The following is a 26777-nucleotide window of genomic DNA, read 5'->3' as shown; positions in this document are numbered from 1 at the left end:
TGTCTTACCCTTTCGTCGCACCCAAAGTTAAGCCTGCAATAAAATGGCGCTGCATAGCGAAAAATAAAATAACTGGCGGTAACGCGGCAATAACAGAGCCTGCTGCAATCAACTGCCAAGACGCCATCCACTGACCTTTCAATGCACTAATACCGGCCGTAATCGGACGCACTTCATCGCTTTGTACCAATACCAAAGCCCAGAAATAGTCATTCCAAATGAAGGTAAAAACCAGCACGGATAAAGCAGCCAATGCAGGACGCACCAAAGGCAACACAACATGCCAGAAGATTTGCCACTCGCTCACCCCTTCAACACGCGCCGCTTCAATTAACTCATCTGGTAAACCGACAATAAAGTTGCGCATAAATAAGGTGCAAAAACCAGTTTGAAAAGCGATATGGAACAGAATTAAACCCGACGCCGTGTCATACAATCCCATGCTGATGGTTAAATCACGCACTGGAATCATCAGGATTTGAAACGGAACAAAGTTACCCGCAATAAACGCTGCAAAAAGCGCCACGTTGCCGCGAAACTTGTATTTGGCCAAGGCGTAACCTGCTAGCGTCGACAAGGCAACAGCGCCAAATACCGCAGGTAAGGTAATAATGAGAGAATTAAGCAAATAGCGCAGCATTGGCGTTTGCGTAAACACCATGGTGTAGTTTTCAAAAAACATCCATTCAGTCGGAATTCCCCAATAATTGCCTCCATTAATATCTGCCATTGAACGAGCCGAGGTCATCATGACGGCAATCAGAGGTAACAACCAAAGCAATAAAGCAATCCACACCGCAACGCGATAACTTAAATTAAAGGGTAATGATCTTTTTTCTATAGGAGTTGGAAACATTAGGCTTTCTCACTCTTCAGCATACGCCACAAAAAGTAGGCGATATAAATATCCATAATCAAGAACAATACTGTCGCAATCGCAGCGCCATAACCTGCACGGTAGTTAAAGATGGATTGCTCATACATGAAGTAAGCAAGCACGCTAGATGAACCAAATGGACCACCGCTGGTCATGGTTGCCACAAGGTCGAAACTGCGTAATGCTCCAATCACTGTCACCACAACAGCAATGAATGTAGCAGGACGTAGTTGAGGCAATATAACGTGACGCAACATTTTCCAACCATGAGCACCATCTAAACGCGCAGCTTCAATTTGATCGGGATTTAAGTTATTTAAGCCTGTGAGATACAAGATCATGCAATAAGCAATTTGTGGCCAAAGCCCTGCCACAATAATGCCGAAGGTCACCCAATTTTCATCGGACAAAATCGCCACAGGTTCCATTCCAAATAAGCCAATTGCCTTATTAAAAAGTCCGAAAGAAGGGTCATAGAACCAAGAGAAAACCAAACCCACGACTACTTGAGAGATAACAAAAGGAAAGAAAAACATAGACTTAACTAAACGTATGCCCATGATTTTTTGATTAAGGAAAAGCGCAATGCCCAAACCGATTGGCGGCGCCAACATGAAGAAAACCATCCAATATAGATTGTTCTTTAACGCCACCCAAAACTGATAATCGTCAAAAAGTTCTAGATAGTTACTAAAACCGACAAAGGTCTTTTCACCAATTCCGTCCCATTCATAAAAGCTCAACCAGATACTTTGCAAAATAGGAAAGATAACGTAGACCACAAACAAAATGACTGCTGGCGCTAAGAATAAAACCGGCATCCATTGCTGTTGCTTGCTATGCAACTTTTGCATGGTGCACATACCTCTTATTTTTATTAGTTTATAAATTGTCCCACTTGTTACCCGTTTTCAATCAACGAACAACCAGCCCAATAAAATAATGGAATAAAGTTCCATTTTTTGCAATACTGAATTTAGAACATTTTTTCAGGTCTCTTTTTTTGAGGCCAAATTAACCTTAAAAAAATATAAAAACAGAGATTAAGGAAACTTAACCATGTCGGAGCAAGACACTAAGAGCGGAGGCTCATCGTTAGATAAAGCTCTTAGCTTACTGCAGGAAGTCTGTATGACACCTGTACCACTGCGCTTTGCCGAACTGGTTGAAAAAACTGATTTACCAAAAGCCACAGCGCATCGGACTCTAACTTCTCTGACAGAGAAAGGCTTGATCCGCTTTGACGAAGCAACGCTTCTTTATCATCCAGGTTACGGATTACTCGAATTAGCTCACCAAGCCTGGTCTAAAATTGATGTGCGCGATATTGCAGCGGATCAGATCAAACATTTGTGGGATGAAACGAGCGAAACTATCCATCTTGCCGTTTTAGATCGTGGGGACGTCATTTACATAGACAAACTGGAAAGCCAGAAAAGCTTGCGCTTATTTTCAGCCGTCGGCAAAAAAGGCCCTGCCTATTGCACAGGTGTCGGCAAAGCCATGATGGCCTTTCTCAGTGAAGATCAATTGGCTGCCGCCATCAAAGAACAAAACTTTATCAAGCACACAGATTCCACGCTGATTAACGAAGACATGTTAAGAGAAGATCTTCGCAAGATTCGTGAAAGCAAAATTTCCTTGGATTTAGAAGAACATGAAGAAGGCATTCAATGTGCTGCTTCGGTGATTTTAAACCATAGAAACGAACCCATTGCCGCGCTCAGTATTACCGCACCCAAATTTCGTGTAGACGACGCGCGTTTCCAACACTTTCAAACATTGGTCAAAGACGCCTGTAAGAAAGTATCCACCCGAATGGGGGCTATGGCCTCTAACTAGCATAGGAAAGTCCATTATGGCGACGATAAAACTAACAAACGTCATCAAACGATTTCATGACATTGAAACGATTCATGGCGTCAATTTAGATCTAGAAGACGGTGAATTTGTGGTCTTTGTAGGTCCATCTGGTTGTGGTAAATCCACCCTACTGCGCTTAATCGCAGGGCTAGAAGACATTACCGATGGCATACTAGAAATCAATGGCACCAACATGAATAACGTGGCGCCCGCCGATCGCGGAGTCGCTATGGTATTTCAATCCTATGCCTTATACCCGCACATGACTGTAGAAGAAAACATGAGCTTTGGCTTACGCATGAATGGTGTAGACCCAGAAAAAATAAAAGCCCAAGTCAGCAATGCCGCCAACATCCTACAACTGAATGAACTGCTGGATCGTAAACCCAAACAATTATCTGGTGGCCAGCGTCAGCGTGTTGCCATCGGCCGCGCCATTGTTCGTCAACCAGAAGTCTTCCTATTTGACGAACCGCTTTCCAACCTAGACGCAGAACTTCGTGTCGACATGCGCATTCAGATCGCACAGCTGCACAACAAGCTAAAAGCCACTATGGTTTACGTGACACATGATCAGGTTGAAGCCATGACTTTAGCTGATAAAATCGTCGTACTACGTTCAGGTAACGTAGAGCAGGTCGGTTCTCCGTTAGAGCTTTACCACAACCCTGCCAACGAATTTGTAGCAGGGTTTATTGGTTCACCGCGCATGAACTTCCTCGAAGGTAAAGTAGTAAGCATCGACAATAAAGATGTTGCTGTGATTGATATAGCAGGTCAGCGCATTGAGATGGAAGTGGATGGCACCAAGATTTCTGTTAACGAAACCGTCAAACTTGGCATTCGACCAGAACATGTCAAAGAAAACACCCAAAATGCCGATCTGACTATTGACCTTGATATTGATGTGGCCGAACACCTAGGTGGCCTAACGTATCTTTACGGCCAATTTGAAGGCAGCAAACTTACCATTGAAGTCAGCGGCTCTAACCTCACTCGCAATGGCGAAAGTGTAAAAGTTGGCATCAAAAAAGAAGACTGTTACTTGTTTAATCGTGGTGGTGAAGCACTGGTTGATCGCCCTGTCCCAGCGAGATAAAAACAAGACTTCAACAAAAAATAGCCTTCGATGAGGGCTATTTTTTTCAAAGCGAAAAAAGAATCAGCACCATAATATGCTTTAGTGAAAACGACTACTTTTAACCACTTCAGAAAAGTAGTGCATCATACTGTCTAAAAATACCCTTAGCGCTGGCGTCATACTTTTTCTATTTGAATATATTGCCTGAACAATACTCACCTTGGTTGTCCAATCAGGTAAAACACGCACTAAACCTCCCGATTCTATGTCTTCGCTCGCCACTATCTCTGGTACCAACCCGACACCAACACCTTGCAGAGCAGAACTAAGTAATAACCCACGATTCAAGCATACCAGCCTTGGATGATGCTGCACCAAACAGATAGAGCTCTCTGGACCAAGCAATTCCCACTGATGCAAGGACTCTTGTTTACCAAATGTTTCTGTTAAAGTCGGCATTTTTGACAACTGACTCGGATGACTAGGCATACCGAATTCTTCAATAAATTGCGGACTAGCCACCAAAATCATCTTACTAGTGGCTAGTTTTTTAGCGACTATGCCGGCTTCGTTTACTATCGCGCCTCGTGTTCGTAACGCGATGTCAATGCGCTCTTCCAACACCTGAACATCTCTATCCGTTGCATCCAAATACACAGAAACCTTGGGATACTTCTTCATAAACTCAGGCAAAAAGACCGAAAAGTGGTGTTGCGCCAATAAAACAGGACAGCTCACCCGAACCACACCAGAAGGCACAGACTGCAATAACGCCACAGACTCATAAGCAGATTGGCCTTCCGCCACCATATTAATAGCGCCTTCATATAATTGCAGGCCAGCATCAGTCAGGGTAAATTTTCGACTGTTACGCTGAATTAATTGAATCCCCAACTTGTCTTCTAACTGTGCGATACGACGGCTCAATAAAGATTTGGTGATACCTGACACACGCTCGGCCGCGGTAAAACCACCATTTTCAGCGGTCAGGTAAAAATAGTAGATATCGTTAAAATCCATAAATCGCTTCATCACCCTGAAAAAAAGCCCTAAAAAAGAAATTGAAAACAAACTAGTTTAGGCTTTTTTGACGACTCATAACAATCACACCAATGATTCCGACTGCAAACAACAGAGAAAAATAATCAATCCCAGCAAGAATAACTGCATTTTTATGCACCTCACTGGCAATCCATGCAAAACCGGCTTTACTCGCTAAGTCGCTATTCATATGAGTGCTATAAACGCTGGATATTTGACTCAGAGTTTTAACAAAAACAGGATCATTCGTTGCAACATGCTGATTCAACACACCGTAATGAATCGTAGTACGCCACTGCAACCCAATGCTCGCCAAAGATATACCCAACGCCACACTCATTTGAGACACCATATTTTTCACCTGTTGAGCATGAGAGAAAATCGTTTCGTCATGTTGCAGTTCTGCAAATGCTTTTGCCGCTACCGTTCCTTGAACACACACAGTGAAAAACACAAAAACAAACAAGGCGGGGACTATGTAGGTTTGAAGGCTTGTAGTCGGCGTCAATCCCATCATGACAAAGCCATAAACCAACAAACATAAAAACCCTGTCACATAGAATTTTTTGCCATTAGGTCTTTTAGGGAGAATCTTCATCAAAATGATCAATCCCAAAACCCCTGCGGCCTGCCCAAGAGCATACCAATTACCAATTGTACTCCAGCCAAATCCAAGACCTTGCTGCAAAATTTGTGGTATCAGATAACTGTTTGAGCCCATGATCAAGTAACACACAAAGAACAACATCACACCATTACGATAAAGCTTGCTACTAAAGAGAGATTTCAGCGATAACAATGGTCGGTTTTCATTATGACGAACCATGCTGCGCAAAAAATAATAAAGACTGCTCAAGCCCAACAACAAAAATACGCAAACCAAAACCGTATTACTAAAAAAAGCATAGTTTCCATGCTGAAAACCATACAGAATCAAAAAAGACCCTGCAGCTAATGCCATCAAAATATAGGGATGGCTTTGGCTACGCATTTCTTCTTTAGCAGGTATTCCTGGCAAACAAAAAGCAGCAGTAATCGCACTCAATAAACTCACAACCATCAAAATAACAAACAGATAATGCCATGAAGCAGTCATGAACAAATGCGCTGCCAAAAATGGTGCAAGCGCAGAGCCTATTGTCAGTCCATAAGCATAAGATTTAATTCCGGTTAAACGAATCAATCCTGGGGGAAATAAATTGATAATGACACGGGCACCTGTCATGAAAGCCGCGCCACCAAACCCCATGATGACATAACCCGTCAAAAAGCCATCGAAGCTCCGACAGTTAAAACCAACAATACAACCTATAAAGAAGATGAACAAAGAGCCCAATATGTAATATTTCCAGCCCATTCGCTCAACCAACCAGCGCTGCTTAGAAATCGTAACCACGGCAACACATGCGTATGCTGCCGTCGCTAAGCTATACTCTTGTGGTGAAACACCAAGCTCTCCCATCAAAGGCGCGGCTGCAAACACTATCATGCCAGTCTGTAAAAAATTCAGCAGCATAAGTAAAAAGATAGTCGCCAACATCAACCATTCATGGGATGGCGCTGGCACATATTTATGACGACTAATTCGGCTGATCATTCGTTACATACTTTCTTTAATGATCTTTTGAATAATCACATTGACATCATCGTCGCGGTGATCAAATACATTCGTCCGCCAAGGCGTTTGGCTTTTAGCAAGAGAAGTTAATACTGGTGCACCTGCATTATGCGTATCCACATTGACACTCATAGACAAACCTGGGCGCAGTGGATGCTCTCTTAACTCCACAGGATCTAACACAATACGCACAGGCACCCTTTGTACTATTTTGATCCAGTTACCTGTCGCATTAGAAGCCGGAAGTAAAGAAAACGCACTGCCCGTACCAGGCTCAATGCCTTTTACCTTGCCATGATAAGTCACACTCGAACCATAGACATCAGAGTTCAAGGTTGCTTCCTGCCCAGCACGAATATTCCCAAGCTGAGTTTCTTTAAAATTGGCCGTAACCCAAACATTTTTTAATGGAATAACCGACATCAACGCGCTACCTGCAGAGACATGCTGCCCCACTTGAACGCTACGCTGGGCGATGTAACCACTTGCGGGAGAAAGAATCGTAGTTCGATTCAACGTCAGCCAAGCCGCCTTCAAGGCTGACTGCGCTTTTAGCACATCGGGATGAGTTAATATTGTGGTGTTATCCACCTTGGTTTTATTGGTATCGTATGACTTTAGTGCCAGATTATAAGAGGCTTTTGCACTGGTTAGCGTGCTTTCGTAGTGGCTTAGATCTTCATTTGAAATCAGGTTGTTTTTCTTCAAATTCACTCGACGTTTATAGTCTGCTTCCGCTTTATCTAAAGAAACTTTAGCTAAATCCACATTGGCTTTTTGCTCTTCCAGTGATGCAAAACTATTACGCACAGATCGTATAGTGCTGGCAAAATTCGCCTCTGCTTCTAACAGGGCTAACTGAGCATCCACTGGGTTGATTTTTACCAACACATCCGACTCACCAACCAAGCTGGTATTATCAGCCATAATATCTGTGACCATTCCAGAGACCTGAGACATGACATTAACAATATTGCCAGACACATAAGCGTCTTCTGTTGTTTCGTAAAATCGTCCTATTTTTGTCCACCAAATATAAATACCAACACAAACAACAACGACACCTAGAGCCAACAAAACAATGGTGTTCTTTTTCTTCAGTGAATGCTTATCTATCTCAGTCATCGCTCGCCTATACTCTCAAAAAACAGTCAAATTAGGATTTTAATCTGCTAAGAATAAGGCGATAAAACAACAAGAACAATATCGAAAAATGGGACTTATCATCCTATAAACAGGATGATAAATGAGATATAAATTTTCCTTATTATTTACCTAAAAGTTGTGCAAACATCGACATATTGACGAGCAAAACCTATTGCAAATTTGAAAAACACACAGTTTCTAAAAACATTTTGTCGTATAGTAGTTTCAAAAATAAAAAGAAGGGACCATAACCATATTGCGAAAGGTATTGCTAGAGTAGACTCTAATCATGAGTTCATCACTGCAAAAAGAATAAACGGAAGCTTCTTTGCCTCCGTTAACCCTAATCAGTTTGTTTATACAAACTCTTCCAAGAAGTTTTCTAAATAACTGTAAGCACGTTTCGCCACAACTGGATTGTATTGGCTGTTATGTTCTGGATTATTGGCGCTTGGCAGCATAAAAGAGTGAACAGTATTACTGAAATCAACAAATTGGAAATCCATCCCTAAACTTGTCCAATAACGTTTCGCTTCCTGAGCATCTTCGTCAGTAACCATAGCGTCTTGATGACCATTTAATACCAAGATTTTCGTTTTAGTATTGGCCTTTTCCTCTGACTGAGCACGGAAAAAACTCATCAAACCATGAAAGCTCACTGCACCAGCACTATCAGCAAGATGCAAACCTGCTTCCAAAGCCAAGCGACCACCTAAACAAAAACCAACGTGGACAATGGTTTTACCATGAATGGCATCACAAGCAGATTGCGTCAGCTCATTTTGTAAATCATGTAGAGTATCGGCTTCAGCAAGCAAAGCCCCCATCTTCGCCATTTTCTCATCCATCTCGACCGGATTCTGATCGATACCATACAAATCCAACGCGGTTGCTGAAAAACCTAATGATGCAATACGATCAGCAATGCCTTTTTCGAAATCCGTCAACCCAGAAAAGGTTGGCCAAATCACAACCTGAATATGACTTTTATCCGAACTCAGCCCATCAACTTGATAATGCATACGTTTAATATTGTCTTTGAATATCGACTCAAATGTCTGGCTCACTGGCAACCCCTTTATATATGGATGAATGATCGTAATCGCATATTCAGTGTAACCAGCAAAATAGAATGAAATCAATCCATTTTACGGCAACTTCTCCGTTTGATCTCATTCTAAAAGGTAAGATCATCGACTCAATCTAGACCATTTCTAGCGCTAACAGGTCGTTTATACTTTGTCGTTTTCGGATAAGACGACACTGCCCATCATCAATCAGAATCTCTGGCGCCAACGGTCGACTGTTGTAATTTGAAGACATTGACGCACCGTATGCACCAGCATCGTTAAATACCAATAAATCACCAACCTTAGGATTGTCTAATATTTGATGACAAATCACGCCACTGGCATCTTGGGTAAAAACATCGCCAGATTCACACAAAGGCCCAGCCACAGCATATTCAAGAGCATTAGAAATTGACTCTAAACCCTGCTGATTCGAGTATTGATGAACCACCTCTATTTTATGATAACTTCCATACATACTTGGCCTTAACAAGTCATTAAAACCGGCATCAATTAAAACAAAATTATGCTCCGCTGTTGATTTCAAACAATGCACTTCTGCCAATAAAGCACCGGCATTGCCGACCAAATAGCGCCCTGGCTCTACTTCTAATTTAACACTATGACCTAAATGACTTTCTATCTCTTTACGTGCATCATTCCATAAGCGAAAAAATGTCATGGTATCTAATTTATCTTCATGACTAGAATAAGGTATTGGCAACCCTCCTCCTGTTGAAATTGCACGAATATCCACGTTAGCAAGTTTCACTATCCCTACCATGGCTTGACAGGCTTGTGACAAGTGTTCCAAATCAGAGCCCGAACCTATATGCATATGAATTCCAATTAAGTCCAAACCATATTGTTGAATCAGAGCAACAGTCTGCGGCAAATCTTCTAGCGAAATACCATGTTTGCTATTTGGTCCACCAGTATTAGTTTTTTCACTATGACCATGGCCAAACCCAGGATTCACACGAATCCAAACTGAATGATGAGGAGCGACTTCTGCAATTCGATGCAACATATCCATAGAGCCAATATTGACAGGAATATCGTGTTGAATAACCAATTCTATTGTTTCGCGATCTATCAGATCTGCGGTAAAAACAATGCTTTCAGGATTGTCACTGTTGCTGTAGCCCGCCACTAAACTTCTTTCAATTTCTCCAGCAGACACCGCATCTACCATTACACCTTCTTCTCGCATCAATCGTAAAATATGTGTATTTGAGCAGGCTTTTTGTGCAAAACGAATGACATCAAAATCCCTTAGCTGTTTTATCTGTTGCCGAATAGTAGCCGCATCGTATACCCAAGCTGGCGTACCAAACTGCTGGGTTATTTCTACTAATGTATTGGGATTAAAAATAGTCACTTAGCCTTACTCCTATAGATCACTCGAATCAATTTTTTAAGTTATTTAAGATGAATCAATCATAGCGCTCGACCAAAAATACAAATAATATCTATTTATTCAAATTCTATTCATTTCTGATATGGTCTATGAAACTAACATTCCGACAAATTGAAATATTCAATGCTTTGATGACAGCAGAAAGCGTAACCAGCGCCGCCGACATGTTGCATACCTCACAACCGACCATTAGCCGAGAACTGGCAAGACTTGAACAGGTATTAGGGTTCAGCCTATTCGAACGAGTGCGCGGCCGACTCAAACCCAGCAACGCGGCTTACACACTTTTTGAAGAAGTAAAACGTTCGTATATTGGCTTAGAACGAATTTGGTCAACCGTTGAGGATTTACGCACAGATCAGATAGGAAGACTCTCAGTACTAACATTGCCAGCTTTTTCCCAGTCTCTGTTACCGGGTGCATGTCTGAAGTTTTTAGATACAAACCAAAATGTCGGTATCTCCATCTCTGTGCAAGAGCCGCCATATTTAGAACAAAGCTTAACTTATCAGCAATATGATCTGGGGTTGACTGAAAACAACTACTCACCTTCAGGCACCACACTTAAACCTTTGTTAAGCATTGATGAGGTGTGCATTTTGCCAAATGACCATCCATTATTAGCAAATGACATCATTGATATTCGTGATTTCGAAGGCCAGTCTTTTATTAACTTATCACCTAACGATCCATATCGAATAAAATTGGATGAAGATCTATATCGGCTTGGGATTAATCGAAAAACCGTGATAGAAACACCAACTGCCGTATCTGTCTGTCAGCTGGTAAGTAAAGGCGCGGGAATTGCTATCATCAATCCACTAACAGCATTGGACTTCATTGATCATGGTCTGCAAATTCGTCCATTAAATGTGTCTTATCCATTTACCATCAATATACTTTTGCCCTTACACCGCCCCTTTAACCCTTTTTTAGACGACTTTATTGCAGCACTAGAAGAAGAAGCAAAAGAGATCAAAACCAAAATTAATCAGTACTCAACTCATTCAATGTAGGCACGCTTATTTATAAGCTCTGAACACATTTTTTCTGTTACACTTTTCTGCATAAGTAACAAACAATAGCTCGCATATTTTTTGGCAAGTACAAAGGAAGACACAATGACGCAATTGGCTTTAAGTGATCTCATTGGCAAACAAGTACTCGGTGTAGCAGGCACTTACGGCTCCCGAGAAAACGTAATGGATGTTTATATTTGCGGTGTGAACATTCTATCTGACACGTCATTGGAGCTTTTCTTCCCCAATGGACATCAACTCAAAGCCAACCAGAAAGTTACCGTACATTTAGACAATCGCACCGGCGTATCTGAATACGATGCAGATTTAAAAGTATATCGTTCCTCTTTCAAAGGTATCGTTGCCTCAACAACAGGAAGAAAAGCACAACTAACGGCCATCGAATACGAAGTTTACTACGGCGCCAGCATCGTTAAATCTTTCCAAGCGGATAACTATGAGCACCCAAGCGACAATCGCCCTGCTGTTGATTTGCCATACAGCCCGCTTACCGCTGCGCCCGAAATTGATGACAGTGAAAACGACAATAAAATTGGCGTTTTGATGACCTTCGCCAAACAACAGCCACACTCTACTGTGATGGCGTTCTTATCTTCTGTTGACGATGATATTTTCTTCATCACTTTCCCGAGTACATTCAAGGCTAAACTGTTAAGCCGCAATAATCAGTGCTACTTTGCCATTGATGGTCGAGCGACTTTTACTTTTGAAGAAGCCATCGAATGGAACTACAGCATCATCAAAAGTGATGTTTATGAAATCCCCAAAAGCAACCCAGTTTTCCAACAAATCCAAGAACTCTTTATCCAGAAAAACCCTTGGGAAATGGGTTTCTTTAGCCATCCAGAAGTGACTATGTATCACCTAAAAGCAGCAAAAGTCGTCTGCCCAAAGCAAAGCGTTTAACTGGAAACTGGTAAGGCCAACCTCAATTAAGGAGAAAAACATGTTATCTGGAAGCTGTTTATGCAATGGCGTGCAATACGAAATAAAAGGCGAATTGGGCGACATCATGCAGTGTCATTGTCAAAAATGTCGTAAAGCCAACGGCTCAGCGTTTGCCGCCAATGCTGCTATTCCAACCACTGCCTTCACACTTTTAAAAGGCAAAGAGCTACTGGCTGAATACGAATCGACTCCTGGTGTTTTTCGTGTTTTTTGCAAACAATGCGCGTCACCACTTTATAGCCGACGCCCAAACATGCCAGAACTGCTTCGCCTTCGTATCGGCACACTTGATACAAAAATAGAAGGCAAACCGTCTTCACATATCTTTGTTGGTTCAAAAGCCGAATGGTATGAAATTTGCGATGATATCCCGCAATACGAAGAACGCCCTGTTGTTTAATTACTCAGTGTGTGTCGTCCTAAAATAGGTTGACAGTTTTTAGGTCAGCTCCTGTAGCTGGCCTTTCTCTTTTCGCACTTGATTACTGGCTCGCCAGTATCGGTCCATTAAGCCTAATTGATTCGGTGTTAGTGCTGCGGTTTGCATCGTGGTTTTTGGCACAGTGAGATGCTCCTATTATTTGCTGGCGATTTCTTTCTTGATGCGAGAAAACTCTGCTTGCTCAATATCACCGCGAGCATAACGCTCGTTCAATATATCCAGCGCCGTTTTATTGGCTAGCCCAAAGTAACGACGATTCGAGCGATAGCTGTAACCCCAATGCCCAAAACTAGAAATCAGCAAGAACCAAAAACCAATCCACAATACCCAACCCCAGCCGTTCCAATATTCGTTATACATATCAATCTCCATGTTCAGCGTCGAAAATCAGATGACTTTTAAACAAACTCGATAGTTCACTCTATAACGATAGGAAGATGCGACTCTGTGCGGTAACGAACGTTTAAAAATTCATCACCGCAGATAGAAAAAAAAGCCCATTTAATATGATCAGGATCAAGTCTTTACTAAGAACACACATTTGCTAACAAATCCTTTCAAATCCCCAGAATCTAAACGCCCTGCACTTCCCTACAATCCGCTGCATTACTTATCTTGAGAGCTAATTATGTTACGCAGTCTGTTTGTGTTTTTTATGTTGTGTTCAGCGTATGCTTCGGCAGGTTATTACGATGGTACAGAAGGGTTAACGGGCGATGCGCTTAAAGCAAAACTGCACAGCATCATCGATGGCCAAAAGCCACTTAAATACACGCAAAGCGGAAATACTGATTGGTACGACGGCAAGAATATCGACGTGTGGGAAGCACTGGTTTACACCGATTCAGCCTGCCCTGATGACAAACCAAAATGCGGCCTAGTGCAAATGCTTTACCTAGATGACGTGAGAAACATCAACCAAGCAAACCGAGGCAAAAGCAAAGACGATGCGTGGGACAGAGAACACGTTTGGCCAAAATCACGCGGCTTTGCCAAACAAAGCCAAGACGGCTACACAGACTTGCATCACCTGCGCCCTGCTGACCGCAACCTAAACGGTGCGCACAGTAACTATGGTTACGGCATGGGTGGCGAACCGGTATATGACGAGCTGGCCGACGGCAGCAAAGTACTGTCTGGCGCCTACCTAGATAAACGCAAACAATCCTTCGAACCAACCGACCGAGCCAAGGGCCAAATCGCCCGCATGGTCTTCTACATGGCGGCTCGATACGAAACTGGCGACAACGCCTCACCAGAGAACATGCCCGACTTAATCATCACCAAAGGCAACGACAAACAAAGCGGACAACCCAGCATCGGCGACCTTTGTACACTCGTTGCGTGGAACGATACATTCCCCGTCACCGCCTTTGAAAAACGCCGCAACGACCGAGTGCAAGAGCTACAGGGAAGTCGGAATCCGTTTATAGATCATCCAGAGTTTGTGGATGGGATTTGGGGGAATGAATGTCAAACGAAATAGTTTTTACAAATAAAAACGGCAATGGCTGAAGTTCCGCGACAAAGATCAGGTAAAACAGACGAAAATTTGGACACGAAAAAACACGCGATGCGTGTTTTAGGATGCTTTGGTGCAGACGGGGTGGTATTCCCGACACTGGATTTTGCCAGCGCAAGAGAAATACTAGATCAAGATGCGGGTGGGGTCAATCAGGAAAATATCTTAAAAAAACCAAGCTAAATTCCTAAGTCAAATTACAGCTTATTATTACGTAATATATCTACTATCTTACTTGAATTCACGTTTCAATTTAGCAACCCGGTTTACTTTAGTAAGTACAGATATGTCACTATTTTTATCAGTCATTTTAGTGGCCTTATCTTCAATGAATTCGGATATATTATTTATTGCTGGAAATAAATCCCTAGCCATTTTAGTACCTCCTTTTAGTAGCTTTTTACCTGTTCCCCAAAAGGGGATAAACAAGCCTAAAGTATCCTCACCTAAATCTAATCCATGTTTAGTTACTTTTTTATTTCTAAGAGCTTTATCTACTTCAATATTATAATCAGCGATACGCAGCCTCCTTTCCTCATTATTAAGTAAATTCAGTTCTGAGAATAATGAACTCATGCCTTTACGAACAACTCTACTAGAAACTTCTTCCTCAAACTCTAAAACAGGGATGTAATCGTTAATATCAAAAGTAGAGATAAGTCCTAAACTAGGATTTCGAACTGAATTTATATCATCAACATCAATTAGATTAGAAATATTTTGACAATTTGAATTTTTAAAGAAATTAAGCATCTCACCCATCATTAGAGCATAAGGATGATCAGAGTATTTACTATCATCAACAAAAAAAGGAAAATACGTAGCATCCAATGCATGTGAAAGGTGAATTTGGTCACTATTCACAATAAATTCAAATTCGATTTTTTCTTTATTTTTTGTAGGCAAAGAATTAATAATAGGTATATTAACCCCATAATTTGATATACCCATTGGTCCAGCGCGATTTAATGTATCAAGACTTTTTCTTAGTGCTTGCTTAGGCCACAGTAAAAAATCACTAATAGTAACAATATCTTTGCCTGTAAATTTTGAAAGCTCCTGTAATAACGGATAAATATACCTATATATCTCAGGGTCGCTCAAAGCATAAGACTGATTCATTTCAACTAAATCAATTGCACATAAAGCTGATAATGCGCGCCTACTAACCACAGCCGATGGATTCTCTTGAAAAGCCTCATTTATAAAGCCATGGTCTAACCTACTCTCAGGCTGCATGTTTAATATTTTTAGCCTTCCTCGTTTAACTAATCTAAGTATTTCATCTCGTGAAATTTTTTGGTCTACAAGGAAGTTCGACATCTCTTGGGCTAACGGAAGAACACAATAAACTACATCATATAGCAGTAGGTGATTCCTCAAATTTGCATTCTGAAATTTAGAAAAATTAACAAGACATGCTGTTTTACTAGGATCAAAAAAATAAAGATCAGTTTTTTTATACGAGCCATTATAAATACTTTCAACATTCTCAAACCATAAAGCTTCATCTCTCTCGATAAAGGCACAATTCAATTCTTTTTTTGTCTGAGATGGAGCAATATTAAAGACTTCATCACTAAATTTAAAACTGTAATCAACTGCTTCTCCTCCATTTTTAATTTTAAAAGAGTATGGAGCTTTTAGAGCAGTCACTGTCTCTTCAACACCTTCTATTATTTTTGAACTATAATCCCCTGAAAGCTCTACAATTATTTTTCGATCATCATGATCCTCTTCAATATTATTAATTTTTACATTAGGATGAATTGAAAGAATATGACTATATAATTGAGGAATACTTAATGGGTAGCCTTCAAATTTCGATGGTATTTTATCATCTTTAATTTTTTCAATTTCAATTACATAAGTTTTTGGAAGCTCCATTACCAACTTAATAGGAACTGTTAAGAACCTTATTTCTCTATCGAAAATAGCCTTAATTTCGTCAAAATCATCAATATCGTCAACTAAAAAAAGTTGGTATTTAGATTCATTAAGTTTGAATAACCTAGTATTTAGATATGGAAATCTAGATCGAAAATTTAAATCAATCCTTCGACACCACCCGTCATAGTTAAGTTTCAAATCGGCCTCTCCATTACTGACTTCCAATAAAAATTTTAAGAGAACACATGTGACTTTATCCTAAACAAACTACACCATAGACTCTGATTTATTATAGTATTTTCTCTGTTTTAACCAGAAAAATGAGAATTAAAGCTATCATCTTTTAGAGAAATCAAACTACCTTACTAGATACAACAGTACACTGATACCCTGCTTTGCTGTAGCCGCGTGCTATGATTTTGCACTTGTATCTGCTGTTGCTATAGTTCACGTACCGCTGCGCCCATTGCAGTATTACTAACATTTATGTATGGCATTAACGCTGATTGAACCCATACTGTTGTATCCATTCCAGATATTATTAAATTTATATGTTGCTTTTGTTTAACATAAATAATGCTTTTAGCATCCATACTATCAATTATTCCGCCCGTAAAAACAGTATCATCAGGGCCAACTAAAATTTTAACTTCTGTATCCATTCCTGAGACGGTAAGCGTAGGGGCTAAAATATTGGTTTTATCAAATAACTGTTCAGTTGTTGGCTCAAAAACTGAACTTTGAGTTACTCGCAAACTGGGGACTGATGCATTCATATATGAATTTCCAACATTATTAACTACGCTCGTAGTGACAATACTAGAGTTAACGACGTTATTTGAACCATAAACTACATTTGATACAGAATTTATATTACTGGAAGAATTAACAGGAAAGAGCCAATCACCAATTGCAATGACAAGACCAGCTAGTGCAATAACAAGACTAGCCAGACTAATCCAAATTTTTGCGTTTTTTATCACTCTATTCTCCATGAGTTATGTCAATTTTGTTATTTATTGATATTAACCTCTTACCCTGCACCTTCCAACAACAAAACACCTAAACCACCTCACTCGCGACAACGGTACACCGATACCCTGCTTTGCTGTCGCCGTGTGCGGTGACTTTGTCGATGGACCAGTTGCCTTTCATTTCGGGTGGGAAGGTGTCGTTTAGGGTGAGGATGCCTTCTGCGACGAGTTGGGTTGCCCGTACCTAGTCAATAAGAGCGTCGAGTGTGACGCTGGTACCTTGGCGTTGGCTTTTGATAAGGTCGTCTTGGCAGGCTTGTTGGGCGGTGGTTGGGTTGTCGTAACTTTGGCGTCGTTTCTTATACGGTGCGGTGCCGACGTGTACCGTGTTCTTCCCCTGTGTTGTTTGTCCAGTTGGCTTTTACGCCGGTGATGGCGCTGCGGCTGGGTCGGTCGAGTTGGCAGTTGATGAATTGCCCTAGTTGGCTTGGTGAATTCTGGCTCATTCCTTTTAATCAATTAGCGTAATTTTTAGTTTGCAGCCAAAAACGCCTAACAACTTAGTGATTGTTTCGAGCTTTGTCATTTATTTAAATTATCATGTCGAATTTTTTAAAGAATCAGGCAAGAAAAACAGAGGAATGAGATAACCGTTTGCTAAAAAACACGCGAAGATATCAAGTTAAAATAGGGCTATACAGCCCTATTAAAATCTTGACCATGAAATCAAAAAAAGGACTCACTTATCATGAAGTCTAAATTTCTAGCTATTAGGATCACGATAGTTTTAAGTTTGTCGGTGCTTGTCGGCAGCTACTTCATATTGCGTCCTGCAGTGTCTTTTGCCGAAGAAAATGCGGTGACATTCCCCGCTCTTGATCAGCTTGAGCATTATACAACGGTTAAACGCGGCATTACTCGAGAGCATATGCTAACCAATCCGGCAGCGCTTACTGCAATAAAAGCAGGAAAACCTGTTCCTGTAGGAACACATGTTGTTCTCGTCGATTATCAAGATGACGTTTTAACTCGCTACCTAGTCGCTGAAAAAATGAATGAAGGCATCGATGATTGGGAATATCAATGGTTCTGGCCAGACAAGTCAGTCAAGACCAGCGAAAATATTGAGCAATGCTATGCTTGTCATCAGCGTTCACGCCGTGATGAACAGTTTATGTTTACTTACCGAGACGCACAGCGATTCGAGCAATGATAAGAAAAATTAGATGAATAGGAAACTGAAGATGAAACAATCAACAGCAATTAAACGTCTTGCATTACCTTCTGCCATGTTGATTTTCCTACTACTATCTTTGGCTTATTGGTGGCTTAACAATATTTCACACGAGCTGTTCGGCAGCATCCTTTTTGCATTCTTATCATGGCACATTGTCAGCAATAGACTTTGGTTTAAGAACATATTCAAAGGACGATACAACTTACGGCGTTCGCTTTCTACCTTGTTGCACCTACTACTAATAGCCAACATGACCGTGTTATTTGTTACCAGCGTCGCTGTATCAAAATCCATTTTTGCCTTTTTTGCGGTATCAGGCACCACCACGATGCAAACAATTCACTTATTTTCAGCGTATTGGGTGATGATAACTGTTGGAATCCATGTAGGACTACACTGGAAACGAGTTATCTCTGGGTTATGTCTCTTGTTGAAATTACCTAAGCCCAATATGATCAGCGCATGGATACTTCGTTTAGCTGCTGCGTTTATTTTTATTTTGGGTATCAATAGTTTAACACCCATTGATATCTGGAATAAATTAACCTTCACATACAGTCTGGCATTCTGGGATTTTACCGATTCAGTATCACCATTCTTCGGACATTGGATCGCAATAATTAGCCTTCCCGCCATAGCAACACACTATGCTATGCTTTTGATAGGGAAATCATCGAGCTTAATTGCCTATTCCAAACAGTTACGAAATTGACTCTTCGAACATTGCAGATGGTTCCTTAGCTTTTAAAGTTTGGTCTGTTTCACGCAACGCTTTTATATCTCTTAATGGGGATTCACCAAAAAAACGACGATATTCTCGACTAAACTGAGAAGGACTTTCGTAGCCTACTTTAAACGTAGTCTCTGTCGCATCTAGATTTTCGGTCAACATGAGGCGACGAGCTTCATTAAGGCGTAGCTTTTTCTGAAACTGCAGAGGCGTCATAGAAGTCACTAAACGGAAATGTGTATAAAATGCAGATAGACTCATTCCACTGTAAGTCGCCAGCTCACTAACAATGAGCGGTTTAAAAAAATTATTTTTAAGCCATTCAATTGCCTTTGAAACTTGATAGCTACGACTCTCAGCCGTGACAATTTGATGAAGTAAAACACCTTGTTCTGTTGTTAAAAGGCGATAAAGAATTTCTCTCTGGATAATTGGAGCAAGGATTTTGACATTATCGTGTTCGTCTAATAATCCCAGCAGTCGAGTAAACGCATCTAGCAACGACTCAGAAAGGAGACCGACGGCGATTCCCTTTGACGTTTTTATGTTATGACTAAAAAGATGCTTACTCTCCACAATCAACTCAGAAATTACTTGTAAATCTAGTTCCATGATCAAGCCTAGATAAGGTGTATCTGGAGTGGCTTCTATTATGTTAGCAATGATGGGCAGATCTACAGATGATACAAGAAAATGACTCGCATCATAAACGTAACTTTCTTCCCCCAAAAGAACCCGTTTTTTCCCCTGAGCAATCAAACAAATACTAGGATTGTGGGTATAGCTCGTCGGCGGTGTAATCGATTCCCATCGGGTTAACCTAAGACCAGGAATCTCCGTATCAACTTGATTAGCGCCGTTCTCTATCCACTTATTAATCTGCTGAGCGAGTTTTTCTGCTGCAAGAGTTTTGCTTTTTAAGCTACCCATAATCACCCTATTGACGACGTTAGTAATCTTTATTGATTCCGTCATTATTCTACACAACCCAAGTCATAAAAGAATATTAGGCAAATACAAATATCATAAGATTAATCGAGAAACAAAAAAAATAACCTTAAAAAACAATAGGTTAAATTTTATTTATGCAATATTAAATCAGCCCTCTCTTTCATCTCTAGTGGTGAAACTATAGAGCCGAGAGGATTAGGCAATTTTTAAATAATATCAGGCTAACGAGTATCATCGTTAAAGCACTAAACTAAATCCAGATCCTAACGACACCCTAACAACTATTAAGAGGTCACATTCACATAAAACAGTTAATAAATCAGAGGAGCTAAAACAGCTAAAACTAGCGGTAGATTGTTCATATCAAGCAACCAAAAGAACACTTAAATGACTAATTTTCAATACTTTTCGAAAGCCTTCTCTTTTCTAATCATCAACTTAGTGGGGACCTTTTTTATGACGACTGCCTCAGCTGCGAACACTCTAAATACTAAAGATCAAGCCATCATCCCAATTGCGGCATTTACTGCAAACGGAGACATCAACAAACTTAAAAAAAGCTTAAATAAAGGCCTAAATGCAGGCCTAACAATCAACGAAATTAAAGAAATTCTGGTTCAAATGTATGCCTACGCAGGCTTTCCTCGTAGCTTAAATGGTCTCTCTGCATTTATGACAGTATTGGATGAACGACAAACAAAGGGTATTACAGATGTTGTGGGGCATGAATCCAAGCCTTTACCGCCAGACCGTACCAGCCTCGAATTCGGTACAGATAACCAAACCAAGCTAATTGGTACGGAAGTAAAAGGTCCATTATTTGAGTTCTCTCCCGAAATTAACACCTACCTGAAAGCGCATTTATTCGGCGATATTTTCGAACGAGATACCTTGAGCTGGAGGCAAAGAGAAATTGCCACCATAGCCGCTTTAGCAAGCTTAGAAGGAGCCAACAATCAGTTAAGTGCTCACTACAACATTAGTATGAATAACAATATATCCATCAGTGAACTTAAGACATTCATTCGTATTATTGAAACGCATTTCGGTACTCAGGTTGCCGAAAACGCTCAACAAGTACTCGAAACGGTACTTGAAAACAAGTAAGAAATATTATGTCAGAACCCACTTCTTTGATGATGTTTCCATAACGTAACTAGGAGCTAATATCATGAAAAAAAATATATCTTCGACTTTAAAGGCCACATTACTATCAAGTATAACAGCGGTTTCAGCAACAAGTATTGAAGCCGAAACCAAAACAGAACAGCAAGTTTATAGAACTGGTGATCTTCAGTCTTTTGAAGGCCCTGACAACCTTTTTACTGGCAACGTTAACGTTAGCATCTTGTTTCCAGAAAATGATGTTGCGAATTACAGTGCTGCGTATGTCACCTTCCAACCAATGGCGCGAACAGCTTGGCATACCCATCCCGCGGGACAGCATATGATAGTAACAAAAGGAGTTGCTATGACTGGAACTCGTGACGGTAAAGTCATTCATTTTCATGAAGGTGAAAGCGTCTGGTGTCCGCCGGGAATAGATCATTGGCATGGCGCTACACCTGATGCTGCAATGACACATCTTGTTATTACAGCGTCAAAAAATGGTGAGAATGTCATTTGGAAAGATAAAGTCACTGACGAGCAATACGAAGCAGCAAGCAAATAAGAAAGCCATCTTAATTTTAAAACTAGACACATTAAGGATTCAAAATGAGTAATAGTATAGAAAACAAAATTATCGTAATAACAGGTGCCTCTAGTGGTATGGGCGAAGCAGCCGCTCGTCATCTTGCCGCTATGGGAGCGAAAGTGGTTCTCGGTGCACGCCGTGCTGATCGCATTGAAAAATTGGTTGCTGAGATTAAAGCAAATGGTGGTGAAGCGCTGGCGTTAGCGACTGACGTTACCAATAAAAACGATGTTAAAAACTTAGTTGATACGGCGATTAATACCTATGGACGCATTGACGTTCTGATCAATAACGCAGGAATAATGCCTCTTTCTATGCTGGAAAGTATCAAAGTGGATGAATGGGACCAGATGATTGATGTCAATATCAAAGGCGTTCTATACGGTATCGCTGCTGCATTACCGAAGATGATAGAACAGAAAGCTGGACATATTATTAATACAGCATCTGTAGCAGCTCACCTTATTTTTCCAGCCTCATCAGTATACTCAGCCACTAAATTTGCGGTTCGTACACTAACCAATGGTTTAAGAGAGGAAGTAACGCCATACAACATCCGTACCACATTAATTAGCCCTGGAGCAGTTACAACAGAATTACTTGATCATATTAGTGATAAAGACGTTCAAAGCGCCAACCAAGACTATGTAGGTCAAGTTGGGATACCAGCTTCTAGCTTTGCAGATATGGTTGCCTTTGCAATTAGTCAGCCAGAGAATGTTGATGTGAATGAGATAATTTTCCGACCAACAGCGCAAGCATTGTAATACAAGGGTTACGCACCTTTTCGTAATGCTTCGATATGTCGCTTTGGCGATTGCCCAAAAAGACGAGTATATTCGCGGCTGAAATGAGAAGGACTTTCGTAACCTACTTTAAATGCAGCGCTTGAAGCATCAAGACTATCATTCAGCATCAAGCGCTGTGCTTCATTTAGTCGTAACCATTTCTGATACTGCAAAGGACTCATCGCTGTGTGTTCACGAAAATGATGGTACAAAGTGGTGCTACTCATTTGAACATAAGCAGCCAACTCTTCAATCTGAAAGGATTTTGCATAATGTGCTCTAAGCCAAGTGACGGCTCTTGAAATTCTGTGGGCCTGGCTACCTGTGGAAGCAATCTGCCAAAGCCGACCCGCTAGATCACTATTCAAAAGACGATAATGAATTTCTCTGACAATGAGTGGAGAGAGCGTTGCAACAGCATCTGGTTCATCAAGTAAAGCCAATAAACGAGTAAAAGGCTCCAATAAAGATGTTGTAACCGTTCCTATTGCCGAGCTTCCACTAATAGAACCTTCATAGGGAGGAGGCATGCCATTTTGAGAGATAATATCCGCCATAAGTAGCATATCGAGCTTGAGCATTAGCCCTAAACAAGGACTCCCTGTACTGGCGTCTAGAACTTGCGAACTCGCTGGTAAATCAAGTGAATTCAATAAGAAATGCTGAGTATCATAAATAAAGCCTTGTTCCCCAACCAACAGCTGCTTACTACCTTGAACAACAAAAAGAACACTTGCCTCAATCGTGCAAGGACAAGGTTCTGTTATTGCTTCTCGTCGAAAAAAAGATAATCCGTCGATTAACGTAGGACAATCTTCCTGCCCTATTGTTTTTTCTTCGATTGTCTTAGCCAAATCATTTTGTATGCTGCTGATATCTCTATTCATGTATTTGCTTCTAATAATGGAAATGCGTTTGCTTGTACGGAATATCTTCAAAAGATAATTTTTTAATAATAGTTTGAGCCAAATCCTAGGTCACGAGAAATTCTGCCATTCAGGAGTATCAGGCAAGAATCAAGCAGGATCCTGCTACCCCCAAATACCCAGAGCTGTAAAACTAGATACTAATGAATACTTTCAGAAAGACGATGCTTAATAACTCTTTGTGATCGACAACCGTTTTGCCTAACTTACTTATCTGGAGAATGACCATGGATAAACATACTGAAATTACAAATGCTTTAACTGAAAAGGATGTTCCTGACGAAGGGCGTCGCAATATGATGAAATTAACAGGGGCAAGCATGGTGGCATTAGGTGTTGCCTCGCTCACCAGTGGCAAAGCCTTTGCTTCGTCGATAAAACTAAATAATGACTGGGACAAAAAATTCGCCAAAAGTGACAAGGTTGATCATAAAAAAATAACGTTCAAGAACCGCTATGGTATTACCCTTGCCGCTGATCTTTACCAACCCAAAAATGCGTCTGGCAAATTACCAGCCATTGTCGTTGGTGGCCCTTTCGGTGCGGTGAAAGAGCAATCTTCTGGTCTGTATGCTCAAATAATGGCAGAGCGTGGCTTCGTCACGCTGGCGTTTGATCCATCCTATACAGGAGAAAGTGGTGGTGAGCCTCGTAACATTGCTTCGCCAGACATCAATACAGAAGACTTTAGCGCTGCAGTAGACTGCATTGGTATGCAAGGCAATGTGGATCGTGAACGCATAGGGATGATAGGCATCTGTGGTTGGGGTGGAATGGCATTAAATGCCGTCGCGGTCGACAAACGCGTCAAAGCAGTTGTAGCAAGCACTATGTACGACATGACTCGAGTCATGTCAAAAGGCTATAACGACAGTGTCACCTTAGCTCAACGTACACAAGGATTAGAACAACTAAGCCAACAACGTTGGGAAGATGCAGGTAACGCTGCTCCAGCTTACCAAGCCCCCTACAACGTATTAAAAGGTGGCGAGCCGCAATTCATGGTCGATTATCATGATTACTATATGACACCTCGTGGCTATCACCCGCGCGCGGTCAACTCTGGTAACGCTTGGTCACAGACGACACCACTATCCTTTATGAACATGCCTTTACTGACCTATATCTCTGAAATTTCTCCTCGTCCAGTTTTGTTCATCCATGGCGAAAAGGCACATTCTCTTTATATGGGCAAAACAGCCTATGAAAATGCGGCTGAACCAAAAGAGATGATGATCATTCCAGGGGCAAGCCATGTTGATTTATATGATCAAGTGGATGTCATCCCATTCGACAAGCTAACAAGCTTCTTTAAGCAACACCTAGCTTAACCGTAATCAGAATAGTTAAAGTAACTTCTGCACCACACGAGCTCAAAGGGCTCGCGTGGTGCTTTTTTTGTAAAAATCGAGGCGTAACAAAAAACTATGGCACTCACAACATCTGATACTCATGATGGAACATCAACAGACAAGACTAATAACACGGCTCATTGGAGTGGCGTTTTTGCCATGTCGCTATGCGTATTTACGCTAATAGCGTCCGAATTTATGCCGGTTAGTCTGCTAACGCCCATTGCCAACGACTTACAAATTACAGAAGGAATGGCAGGCCAAGGTATTGCAATTTCTGGCGCCTTTGCCGTATTAACTAGCCTTTTACTTCCTATGCTAATTGGATCAATGGACCGTAAAAAGTTAATGCTAATACTGACAGTCTTGATGGGAATATCTGGAAGCATTGTCGCGCTGGCTCCAAACTACTCAGCTTATATGATTGGTCGTGCGCTCATCGGTGTGGTTATCGGTGGATTTTGGTCAATGTCAGCCGCCATGGCTATTCGGTTAGTTCCATCTACCAAAGTACCTAAAGCTTTGGCTATTTTTAATGGCGGTAACGCACTAGCAACAGTAGTTGCCGCGCCATTAGGAAGTTATTTGGGCTCTATTGTAGGGTGGCGAGGCGCCTTTTTAGCCATCATACCTATCGCACTAATCACTTTAATTTGGCAGTGGATCGCATTACCCTCTATGAAGGGAAAGGCGCGCGAACCAGGTTCAGGCAATATTCTCAAGGCACTAAAAAGCCGTGCCGTTGCCTATGGTATGGCTGGATGCGGTGCCTTCTTTATGGGCCAGTTTGCCCTCTTCACTTATCTACGCCCTTTCCTTGAAACCGTTACTAAGACTAGCGTATCGACACTGTCTCTTCTATTGCTCACCATTGGGTTTTCAGGATTTATCGGTACGTTAATCATCAGTTCAATTCTAAAACGCACGCTATATGGCCTACTTATTGGCATCCCAGTTTTTATGGCTGCCATTGCTCTTATACTTATTCCTGCTGGTAGCTATATTGCACCGGTTGTACTATTGCTCGCAATGTGGGGATTGGTCGCTACGGCTGCGCCTGTGGCTTGGTGGACTTGGCTGGCGAAAGCGATGCCACACAACGCTGAAGCTGGCGGCGGTCTGATGGTTGCCGTGGTTCAATTATCCATTGCATTGGGCTCGACAATAGGTGGCATACTCTTCGATGCAGATGGCTACCAAAGCACCTTTATTGCCAGTGCGGCAGTCTTACTCATTAGTGCTTTTCTGACATTTCAAGCTTATCGAATGCAAACGCAGTAAAGCACTTAACCATATACAAAATAAAGTAATGAGGCTCCTATTATGAATAAAAACCTTCATGTCAACACTGATAACATAAACACTTTAACCTTAATAGCCAGCCGCCAAAAAGCACGAACCCTTAATAGAGTTGGTCTTTCACTGCTGCTTTTTTTAACGCTCTGTAACGGTTATGCAGCGCAGTCAACAACACAGCCTGCCACTACTCAACAAGCATCCATAAACTCGGAGGAATCACGTATATGGATAACCATTGGAGAACGTCGCTTCGCCGCCACCTTAGCCGACACTGATGCGGCACGTGAATTTGCAGCTATGTTACCGCTGACTTTAGACATGAATGATCTGAACAGTAACGAGAAGGAAGCCGATTTACCCAAGGCACTGACGACGGATACCTATCGACCTGCTACGATTAAAAATGGCGATCTAATGTTGTGGGGGTCACGCACTATGGTTATGTTTTACAAAACGTTTAATACCTCATACTCATATACCCGTATTGGGCATATAGAAGAGGCAGCAGATCTGCCACAAAAATTGGGACGGAAAAGAGTACAAGTAACATTCTCCAGAAATTAATCGTAAAAAGATAAAAAAAGAGCCTCATCTGAGGCTCTTAGTACAAAAGTTGTGCAGCAGCACCCTATCAGAACCAGAAAAAGCTTATTTTCGGCTTAAAAATTATCAGTCGTCGTTTGAATCGTCCCAGAAATCGTCGCTGTCATCTAGGTCGCCATAGTATGGTTCGCCATCATCTTCGTCGTCAAACTCATCAAATTCGTCGTATTCATCACTTAGAGAATAATGACTAGCAGTGGCTGGCTCTGAGATAAAGAAAATACTTGGTAGTGTTATGGTTTGTGTAGTTTGTAGATACATTA

29 protein-coding genes are annotated in these 26777 nt (G+C 41.3%); 15 read left to right on the top strand and 14 right to left on the bottom strand.

Annotation, left to right across the window (positions count from 1 at the left end; translation table 11 throughout):
• Positions 1-4 precede the first annotated feature (4 nt).
• Both KPL72_RS03610 and KPL72_RS03605 read right to left on the bottom strand, forming a co-directional pair.
• Positions 5-856, bottom strand: coding sequence for a carbohydrate ABC transporter permease (locus tag KPL72_RS03610; protein ID WP_219701905.1), 852 nt, complete (start codon positions 854-856; stop codon positions 5-7).
• Positions 856-1731 (bottom strand): carbohydrate ABC transporter permease, encoded by an 876-nt coding sequence (locus tag KPL72_RS03605; RefSeq protein WP_212918661.1) that lies wholly within the window; start codon positions 1729-1731, stop codon positions 856-858. The genes KPL72_RS03610 and KPL72_RS03605 overlap by 1 nt, the downstream gene beginning before the upstream one ends.
• Before the next feature lie 205 nt (positions 1732-1936).
• On the opposite strand from KPL72_RS03605, the gene KPL72_RS03600 reads away from it, so the two are divergent.
• Together KPL72_RS03600 and KPL72_RS03595 are read left to right on the top strand one after the other, a co-directional pair.
• Positions 1937-2719, top strand: a complete 783-nt coding sequence (locus KPL72_RS03600) for an IclR family transcriptional regulator (protein WP_219701904.1) — start codon at positions 1937-1939, stop codon at positions 2717-2719.
• A gap of 16 nt (positions 2720-2735) precedes the next feature.
• Positions 2736-3839, top strand: a complete 1104-nt coding sequence (locus KPL72_RS03595; protein ID WP_219701903.1) for an ABC transporter ATP-binding protein — start codon at positions 2736-2738, stop codon at positions 3837-3839.
• A gap of 81 nt (positions 3840-3920) precedes the next feature.
• Here the strand turns inward: KPL72_RS03595 and KPL72_RS03590 are convergent, their stop codons facing one another.
• The 5 genes from KPL72_RS03590 to lysA all read right to left on the bottom strand — a co-directional run bounded on the left by KPL72_RS03590 (position 3921) and on the right by lysA (position 10077).
• Entirely contained in the window at positions 3921-4841 is a 921-nt protein-coding gene (locus KPL72_RS03590; RefSeq protein ID WP_212918658.1) for a LysR substrate-binding domain-containing protein, read from the bottom strand.
• A 52-nt stretch (positions 4842-4893) separates the two neighbouring features.
• Positions 4894-6459 carry an MFS transporter gene (locus tag KPL72_RS03585; protein ID WP_219701902.1) on the bottom strand — a complete coding sequence of 522 codons (1566 nt, stop codon included), beginning with the start codon at positions 6457-6459 and terminating at the stop codon, positions 4894-4896.
• 3 nt (positions 6460-6462) lie between these two features.
• On the bottom strand, positions 6463-7605 hold the full coding sequence (locus tag KPL72_RS03580; protein WP_219701901.1) for an HlyD/EmrA/EmrK family protein: 1143 nt from the start codon (positions 7603-7605) through the stop codon (positions 6463-6465).
• A gap of 377 nt (positions 7606-7982) precedes the next feature.
• Entirely contained in the window at positions 7983-8693 is a 711-nt protein-coding gene (locus KPL72_RS03575; RefSeq protein WP_219701900.1) for a dienelactone hydrolase family protein, read from the bottom strand.
• 136 nt (positions 8694-8829) lie between these two features.
• Positions 8830-10077 carry a diaminopimelate decarboxylase gene (gene lysA, locus KPL72_RS03570; RefSeq protein WP_219701899.1) on the bottom strand — a complete coding sequence of 416 codons (1248 nt, stop codon included), beginning with the start codon at positions 10075-10077 and terminating at the stop codon, positions 8830-8832.
• A gap of 128 nt (positions 10078-10205) precedes the next feature.
• Between lysA and KPL72_RS03565 the strand changes: the two genes are divergently transcribed.
• The 3 genes from KPL72_RS03565 to KPL72_RS03555 all read left to right on the top strand — a co-directional run bounded on the left by KPL72_RS03565 (position 10206) and on the right by KPL72_RS03555 (position 12504).
• The gene (locus KPL72_RS03565) at positions 10206-11132 is read left to right on the top strand and encodes a LysR family transcriptional regulator (RefSeq protein ID WP_219701898.1); all 927 of its coding nucleotides are present in this window, start codon (positions 10206-10208) and stop codon (positions 11130-11132) included.
• A gap of 105 nt (positions 11133-11237) precedes the next feature.
• Complete coding sequence (locus tag KPL72_RS03560; RefSeq protein ID WP_219701897.1) at positions 11238-12062, top strand: pyridoxamine 5'-phosphate oxidase family protein; 825 nt, start codon at positions 11238-11240, stop codon at positions 12060-12062.
• Between the two features lie 40 nt (positions 12063-12102).
• Positions 12103-12504, top strand: coding sequence for a GFA family protein (locus tag KPL72_RS03555; protein WP_219701896.1), 402 nt, complete (start codon positions 12103-12105; stop codon positions 12502-12504).
• Positions 12505-12543: 39 nt separating this feature from the next.
• Here KPL72_RS03555 and KPL72_RS21335 read toward each other — a convergent pair whose 3' ends face one another.
• Positions 12544-12666: a hypothetical protein gene (locus KPL72_RS21335; protein WP_283247974.1), complete on the bottom strand. Its 123-nt coding sequence runs from the start codon at positions 12664-12666 to the stop codon at positions 12544-12546.
• A 15-nt stretch (positions 12667-12681) separates the two neighbouring features.
• A complete protein-coding gene (locus KPL72_RS03550; RefSeq protein ID WP_219701895.1) occupies positions 12682-12906 on the bottom strand; it encodes an SHOCT domain-containing protein in 225 nt (74 codons plus the stop codon).
• 268 nt (positions 12907-13174) lie between these two features.
• Here KPL72_RS03550 and KPL72_RS03545 point away from each other — a divergent pair, with 268 nt between their 5' ends.
• Complete coding sequence (locus tag KPL72_RS03545) at positions 13175-14032, top strand: endonuclease I family protein (protein ID WP_219701894.1); 858 nt, start codon at positions 13175-13177, stop codon at positions 14030-14032.
• Positions 14033-14053: 21 nt separating this feature from the next.
• A complete protein-coding gene (locus tag KPL72_RS03540; RefSeq protein WP_219701893.1) occupies positions 14054-14251 on the top strand; it encodes a hypothetical protein in 198 nt (65 codons plus the stop codon).
• 48 nt (positions 14252-14299) lie between these two features.
• On the opposite strand, the gene KPL72_RS03535 is transcribed toward KPL72_RS03540, so the two are convergent.
• Positions 14300-16156: a hypothetical protein gene (locus KPL72_RS03535; protein ID WP_219701892.1), complete on the bottom strand. Its 1857-nt coding sequence runs from the start codon at positions 16154-16156 to the stop codon at positions 14300-14302.
• 242 nt (positions 16157-16398) lie between these two features.
• On the bottom strand, positions 16399-16941 hold the full coding sequence (locus tag KPL72_RS03530) for a hypothetical protein (RefSeq protein WP_219701891.1): 543 nt from the start codon (positions 16939-16941) through the stop codon (positions 16399-16401).
• A gap of 739 nt (positions 16942-17680) precedes the next feature.
• Between KPL72_RS03530 and KPL72_RS03525 the strand changes: the two genes are divergently transcribed.
• Together KPL72_RS03525 and KPL72_RS03520 are read left to right on the top strand one after the other, a co-directional pair.
• Positions 17681-18145, top strand: a complete 465-nt coding sequence (locus KPL72_RS03525) for a hypothetical protein (RefSeq protein ID WP_219701890.1) — start codon at positions 17681-17683, stop codon at positions 18143-18145.
• A 31-nt stretch (positions 18146-18176) separates the two neighbouring features.
• Positions 18177-18881: a DUF4405 domain-containing protein gene (locus KPL72_RS03520; RefSeq protein ID WP_212918642.1), complete on the top strand. Its 705-nt coding sequence runs from the start codon at positions 18177-18179 to the stop codon at positions 18879-18881.
• Here the strand turns inward: KPL72_RS03520 and KPL72_RS03515 are convergent.
• A complete protein-coding gene (locus KPL72_RS03515; protein WP_219701889.1) occupies positions 18870-19829 on the bottom strand; it encodes an AraC family transcriptional regulator in 960 nt (319 codons plus the stop codon). The genes KPL72_RS03520 and KPL72_RS03515 overlap by 12 nt on opposite strands.
• 477 nt (positions 19830-20306) lie before the next feature.
• On the opposite strand from KPL72_RS03515, the gene KPL72_RS03510 reads away from it, so the two are divergent.
• From KPL72_RS03510 to KPL72_RS03500, 3 genes are all read left to right on the top strand, one after another.
• A complete protein-coding gene (locus tag KPL72_RS03510) occupies positions 20307-20957 on the top strand; it encodes a carboxymuconolactone decarboxylase family protein (RefSeq protein WP_219701888.1) in 651 nt (216 codons plus the stop codon).
• A gap of 64 nt (positions 20958-21021) precedes the next feature.
• The gene (locus KPL72_RS03505) at positions 21022-21522 is read left to right on the top strand and encodes a (R)-mandelonitrile lyase (RefSeq protein ID WP_212918639.1); all 501 of its coding nucleotides are present in this window, start codon (positions 21022-21024) and stop codon (positions 21520-21522) included.
• Positions 21523-21566: 44 nt separating this feature from the next.
• Positions 21567-22313, top strand: coding sequence for an SDR family oxidoreductase (locus tag KPL72_RS03500; protein ID WP_219701887.1), 747 nt, complete (start codon positions 21567-21569; stop codon positions 22311-22313).
• A gap of 8 nt (positions 22314-22321) precedes the next feature.
• On the opposite strand, the gene KPL72_RS03495 is transcribed toward KPL72_RS03500, so the two are convergent.
• The gene (locus KPL72_RS03495; protein ID WP_219701886.1) at positions 22322-23221 is read right to left on the bottom strand and encodes an AraC family transcriptional regulator; all 900 of its coding nucleotides are present in this window, start codon (positions 23219-23221) and stop codon (positions 22322-22324) included.
• Positions 23222-23487: 266 nt separating this feature from the next.
• On the opposite strand from KPL72_RS03495, the gene KPL72_RS03490 reads away from it, so the two are divergent.
• The 3 genes from KPL72_RS03490 (at position 23488) to KPL72_RS03480 (ending at position 26475) form a co-directional block, all read left to right on the top strand.
• Complete coding sequence (locus tag KPL72_RS03490; RefSeq protein WP_219701885.1) at positions 23488-24591, top strand: alpha/beta hydrolase; 1104 nt, start codon at positions 23488-23490, stop codon at positions 24589-24591.
• A gap of 96 nt (positions 24592-24687) precedes the next feature.
• Entirely contained in the window at positions 24688-25893 is a 1206-nt protein-coding gene (locus tag KPL72_RS03485) for an MFS transporter (protein WP_219701884.1), read from the top strand.
• A gap of 42 nt (positions 25894-25935) precedes the next feature.
• Positions 25936-26475 carry a cyclophilin-like fold protein gene (locus tag KPL72_RS03480; RefSeq protein WP_219701883.1) on the top strand — a complete coding sequence of 180 codons (540 nt, stop codon included), beginning with the start codon at positions 25936-25938 and terminating at the stop codon, positions 26473-26475.
• A 105-nt stretch (positions 26476-26580) separates the two neighbouring features.
• Here KPL72_RS03480 and KPL72_RS03475 read toward each other — a convergent pair whose 3' ends face one another.
• On the bottom strand, positions 26581-26775 hold the full coding sequence (locus KPL72_RS03475; protein WP_212918633.1) for a hypothetical protein: 195 nt from the start codon (positions 26773-26775) through the stop codon (positions 26581-26583).
• Between the last annotated feature and the right edge of the window lie 2 nt (positions 26776-26777).

Source organism: Marinomonas lutimaris (assembly GCF_019426345.1).
Classification (GTDB): domain Bacteria; phylum Pseudomonadota; class Gammaproteobacteria; order Pseudomonadales; family Marinomonadaceae; genus Marinomonas; species Marinomonas lutimaris.
This window is presented reverse-complemented; position numbering and strand designations above follow the sequence as displayed.

Coding starts and splice junctions, on each gene's coding strand:
- KPL72_RS03585 (WP_219701902.1), bottom strand. CDS start 6,459: ATGATCAGCCGAATTAGTCGTCATAAATATGTGCCAGCGCCATCCCAT.
- KPL72_RS03475 (WP_212918633.1), bottom strand. CDS start 26,775: ATGTATCTACAAACTACACAAACCATAACACTACCAAGTATTTTCTTT.
- KPL72_RS03505 (WP_212918639.1), top strand. CDS start 21,022: ATGAAAAAAAATATATCTTCGACTTTAAAGGCCACATTACTATCAAGT.
- KPL72_RS03515 (WP_219701889.1), bottom strand. CDS start 19,829: ATGGGTAGCTTAAAAAGCAAAACTCTTGCAGCAGAAAAACTCGCTCAG.
- KPL72_RS03485 (WP_219701884.1), top strand. CDS start 24,688: ATGGCACTCACAACATCTGATACTCATGATGGAACATCAACAGACAAG.
- KPL72_RS03510 (WP_219701888.1), top strand. CDS start 20,307: ATGACGACTGCCTCAGCTGCGAACACTCTAAATACTAAAGATCAAGCC.
- KPL72_RS03580 (WP_219701901.1), bottom strand. CDS start 7,605: ATGACTGAGATAGATAAGCATTCACTGAAGAAAAAGAACACCATTGTT.
- KPL72_RS03490 (WP_219701885.1), top strand. CDS start 23,488: ATGGATAAACATACTGAAATTACAAATGCTTTAACTGAAAAGGATGTT.
- KPL72_RS03600 (WP_219701904.1), top strand. CDS start 1,937: ATGTCGGAGCAAGACACTAAGAGCGGAGGCTCATCGTTAGATAAAGCT.
- KPL72_RS03500 (WP_219701887.1), top strand. CDS start 21,567: ATGAGTAATAGTATAGAAAACAAAATTATCGTAATAACAGGTGCCTCT.
- KPL72_RS03495 (WP_219701886.1), bottom strand. CDS start 23,221: ATGAATAGAGATATCAGCAGCATACAAAATGATTTGGCTAAGACAATC.
- KPL72_RS03540 (WP_219701893.1), top strand. CDS start 14,054: ATGGCTGAAGTTCCGCGACAAAGATCAGGTAAAACAGACGAAAATTTG.
- KPL72_RS03560 (WP_219701897.1), top strand. CDS start 11,238: ATGACGCAATTGGCTTTAAGTGATCTCATTGGCAAACAAGTACTCGGT.
- KPL72_RS03595 (WP_219701903.1), top strand. CDS start 2,736: ATGGCGACGATAAAACTAACAAACGTCATCAAACGATTTCATGACATT.
- KPL72_RS03590 (WP_212918658.1), bottom strand. CDS start 4,841: ATGGATTTTAACGATATCTACTATTTTTACCTGACCGCTGAAAATGGT.
- KPL72_RS03605 (WP_212918661.1), bottom strand. CDS start 1,731: ATGCAAAAGTTGCATAGCAAGCAACAGCAATGGATGCCGGTTTTATTC.
- KPL72_RS03565 (WP_219701898.1), top strand. CDS start 10,206: ATGAAACTAACATTCCGACAAATTGAAATATTCAATGCTTTGATGACA.
- KPL72_RS03480 (WP_219701883.1), top strand. CDS start 25,936: ATGAATAAAAACCTTCATGTCAACACTGATAACATAAACACTTTAACC.
- KPL72_RS03550 (WP_219701895.1), bottom strand. CDS start 12,906: ATGTATAACGAATATTGGAACGGCTGGGGTTGGGTATTGTGGATTGGT.
- KPL72_RS03555 (WP_219701896.1), top strand. CDS start 12,103: ATGTTATCTGGAAGCTGTTTATGCAATGGCGTGCAATACGAAATAAAA.
- KPL72_RS03610 (WP_219701905.1), bottom strand. CDS start 856: ATGTTTCCAACTCCTATAGAAAAAAGATCATTACCCTTTAATTTAAGT.
- KPL72_RS03545 (WP_219701894.1), top strand. CDS start 13,175: ATGTTACGCAGTCTGTTTGTGTTTTTTATGTTGTGTTCAGCGTATGCT.
- KPL72_RS03520 (WP_212918642.1), top strand. CDS start 18,177: ATGAAACAATCAACAGCAATTAAACGTCTTGCATTACCTTCTGCCATG.
- KPL72_RS03525 (WP_219701890.1), top strand. CDS start 17,681: ATGAAGTCTAAATTTCTAGCTATTAGGATCACGATAGTTTTAAGTTTG.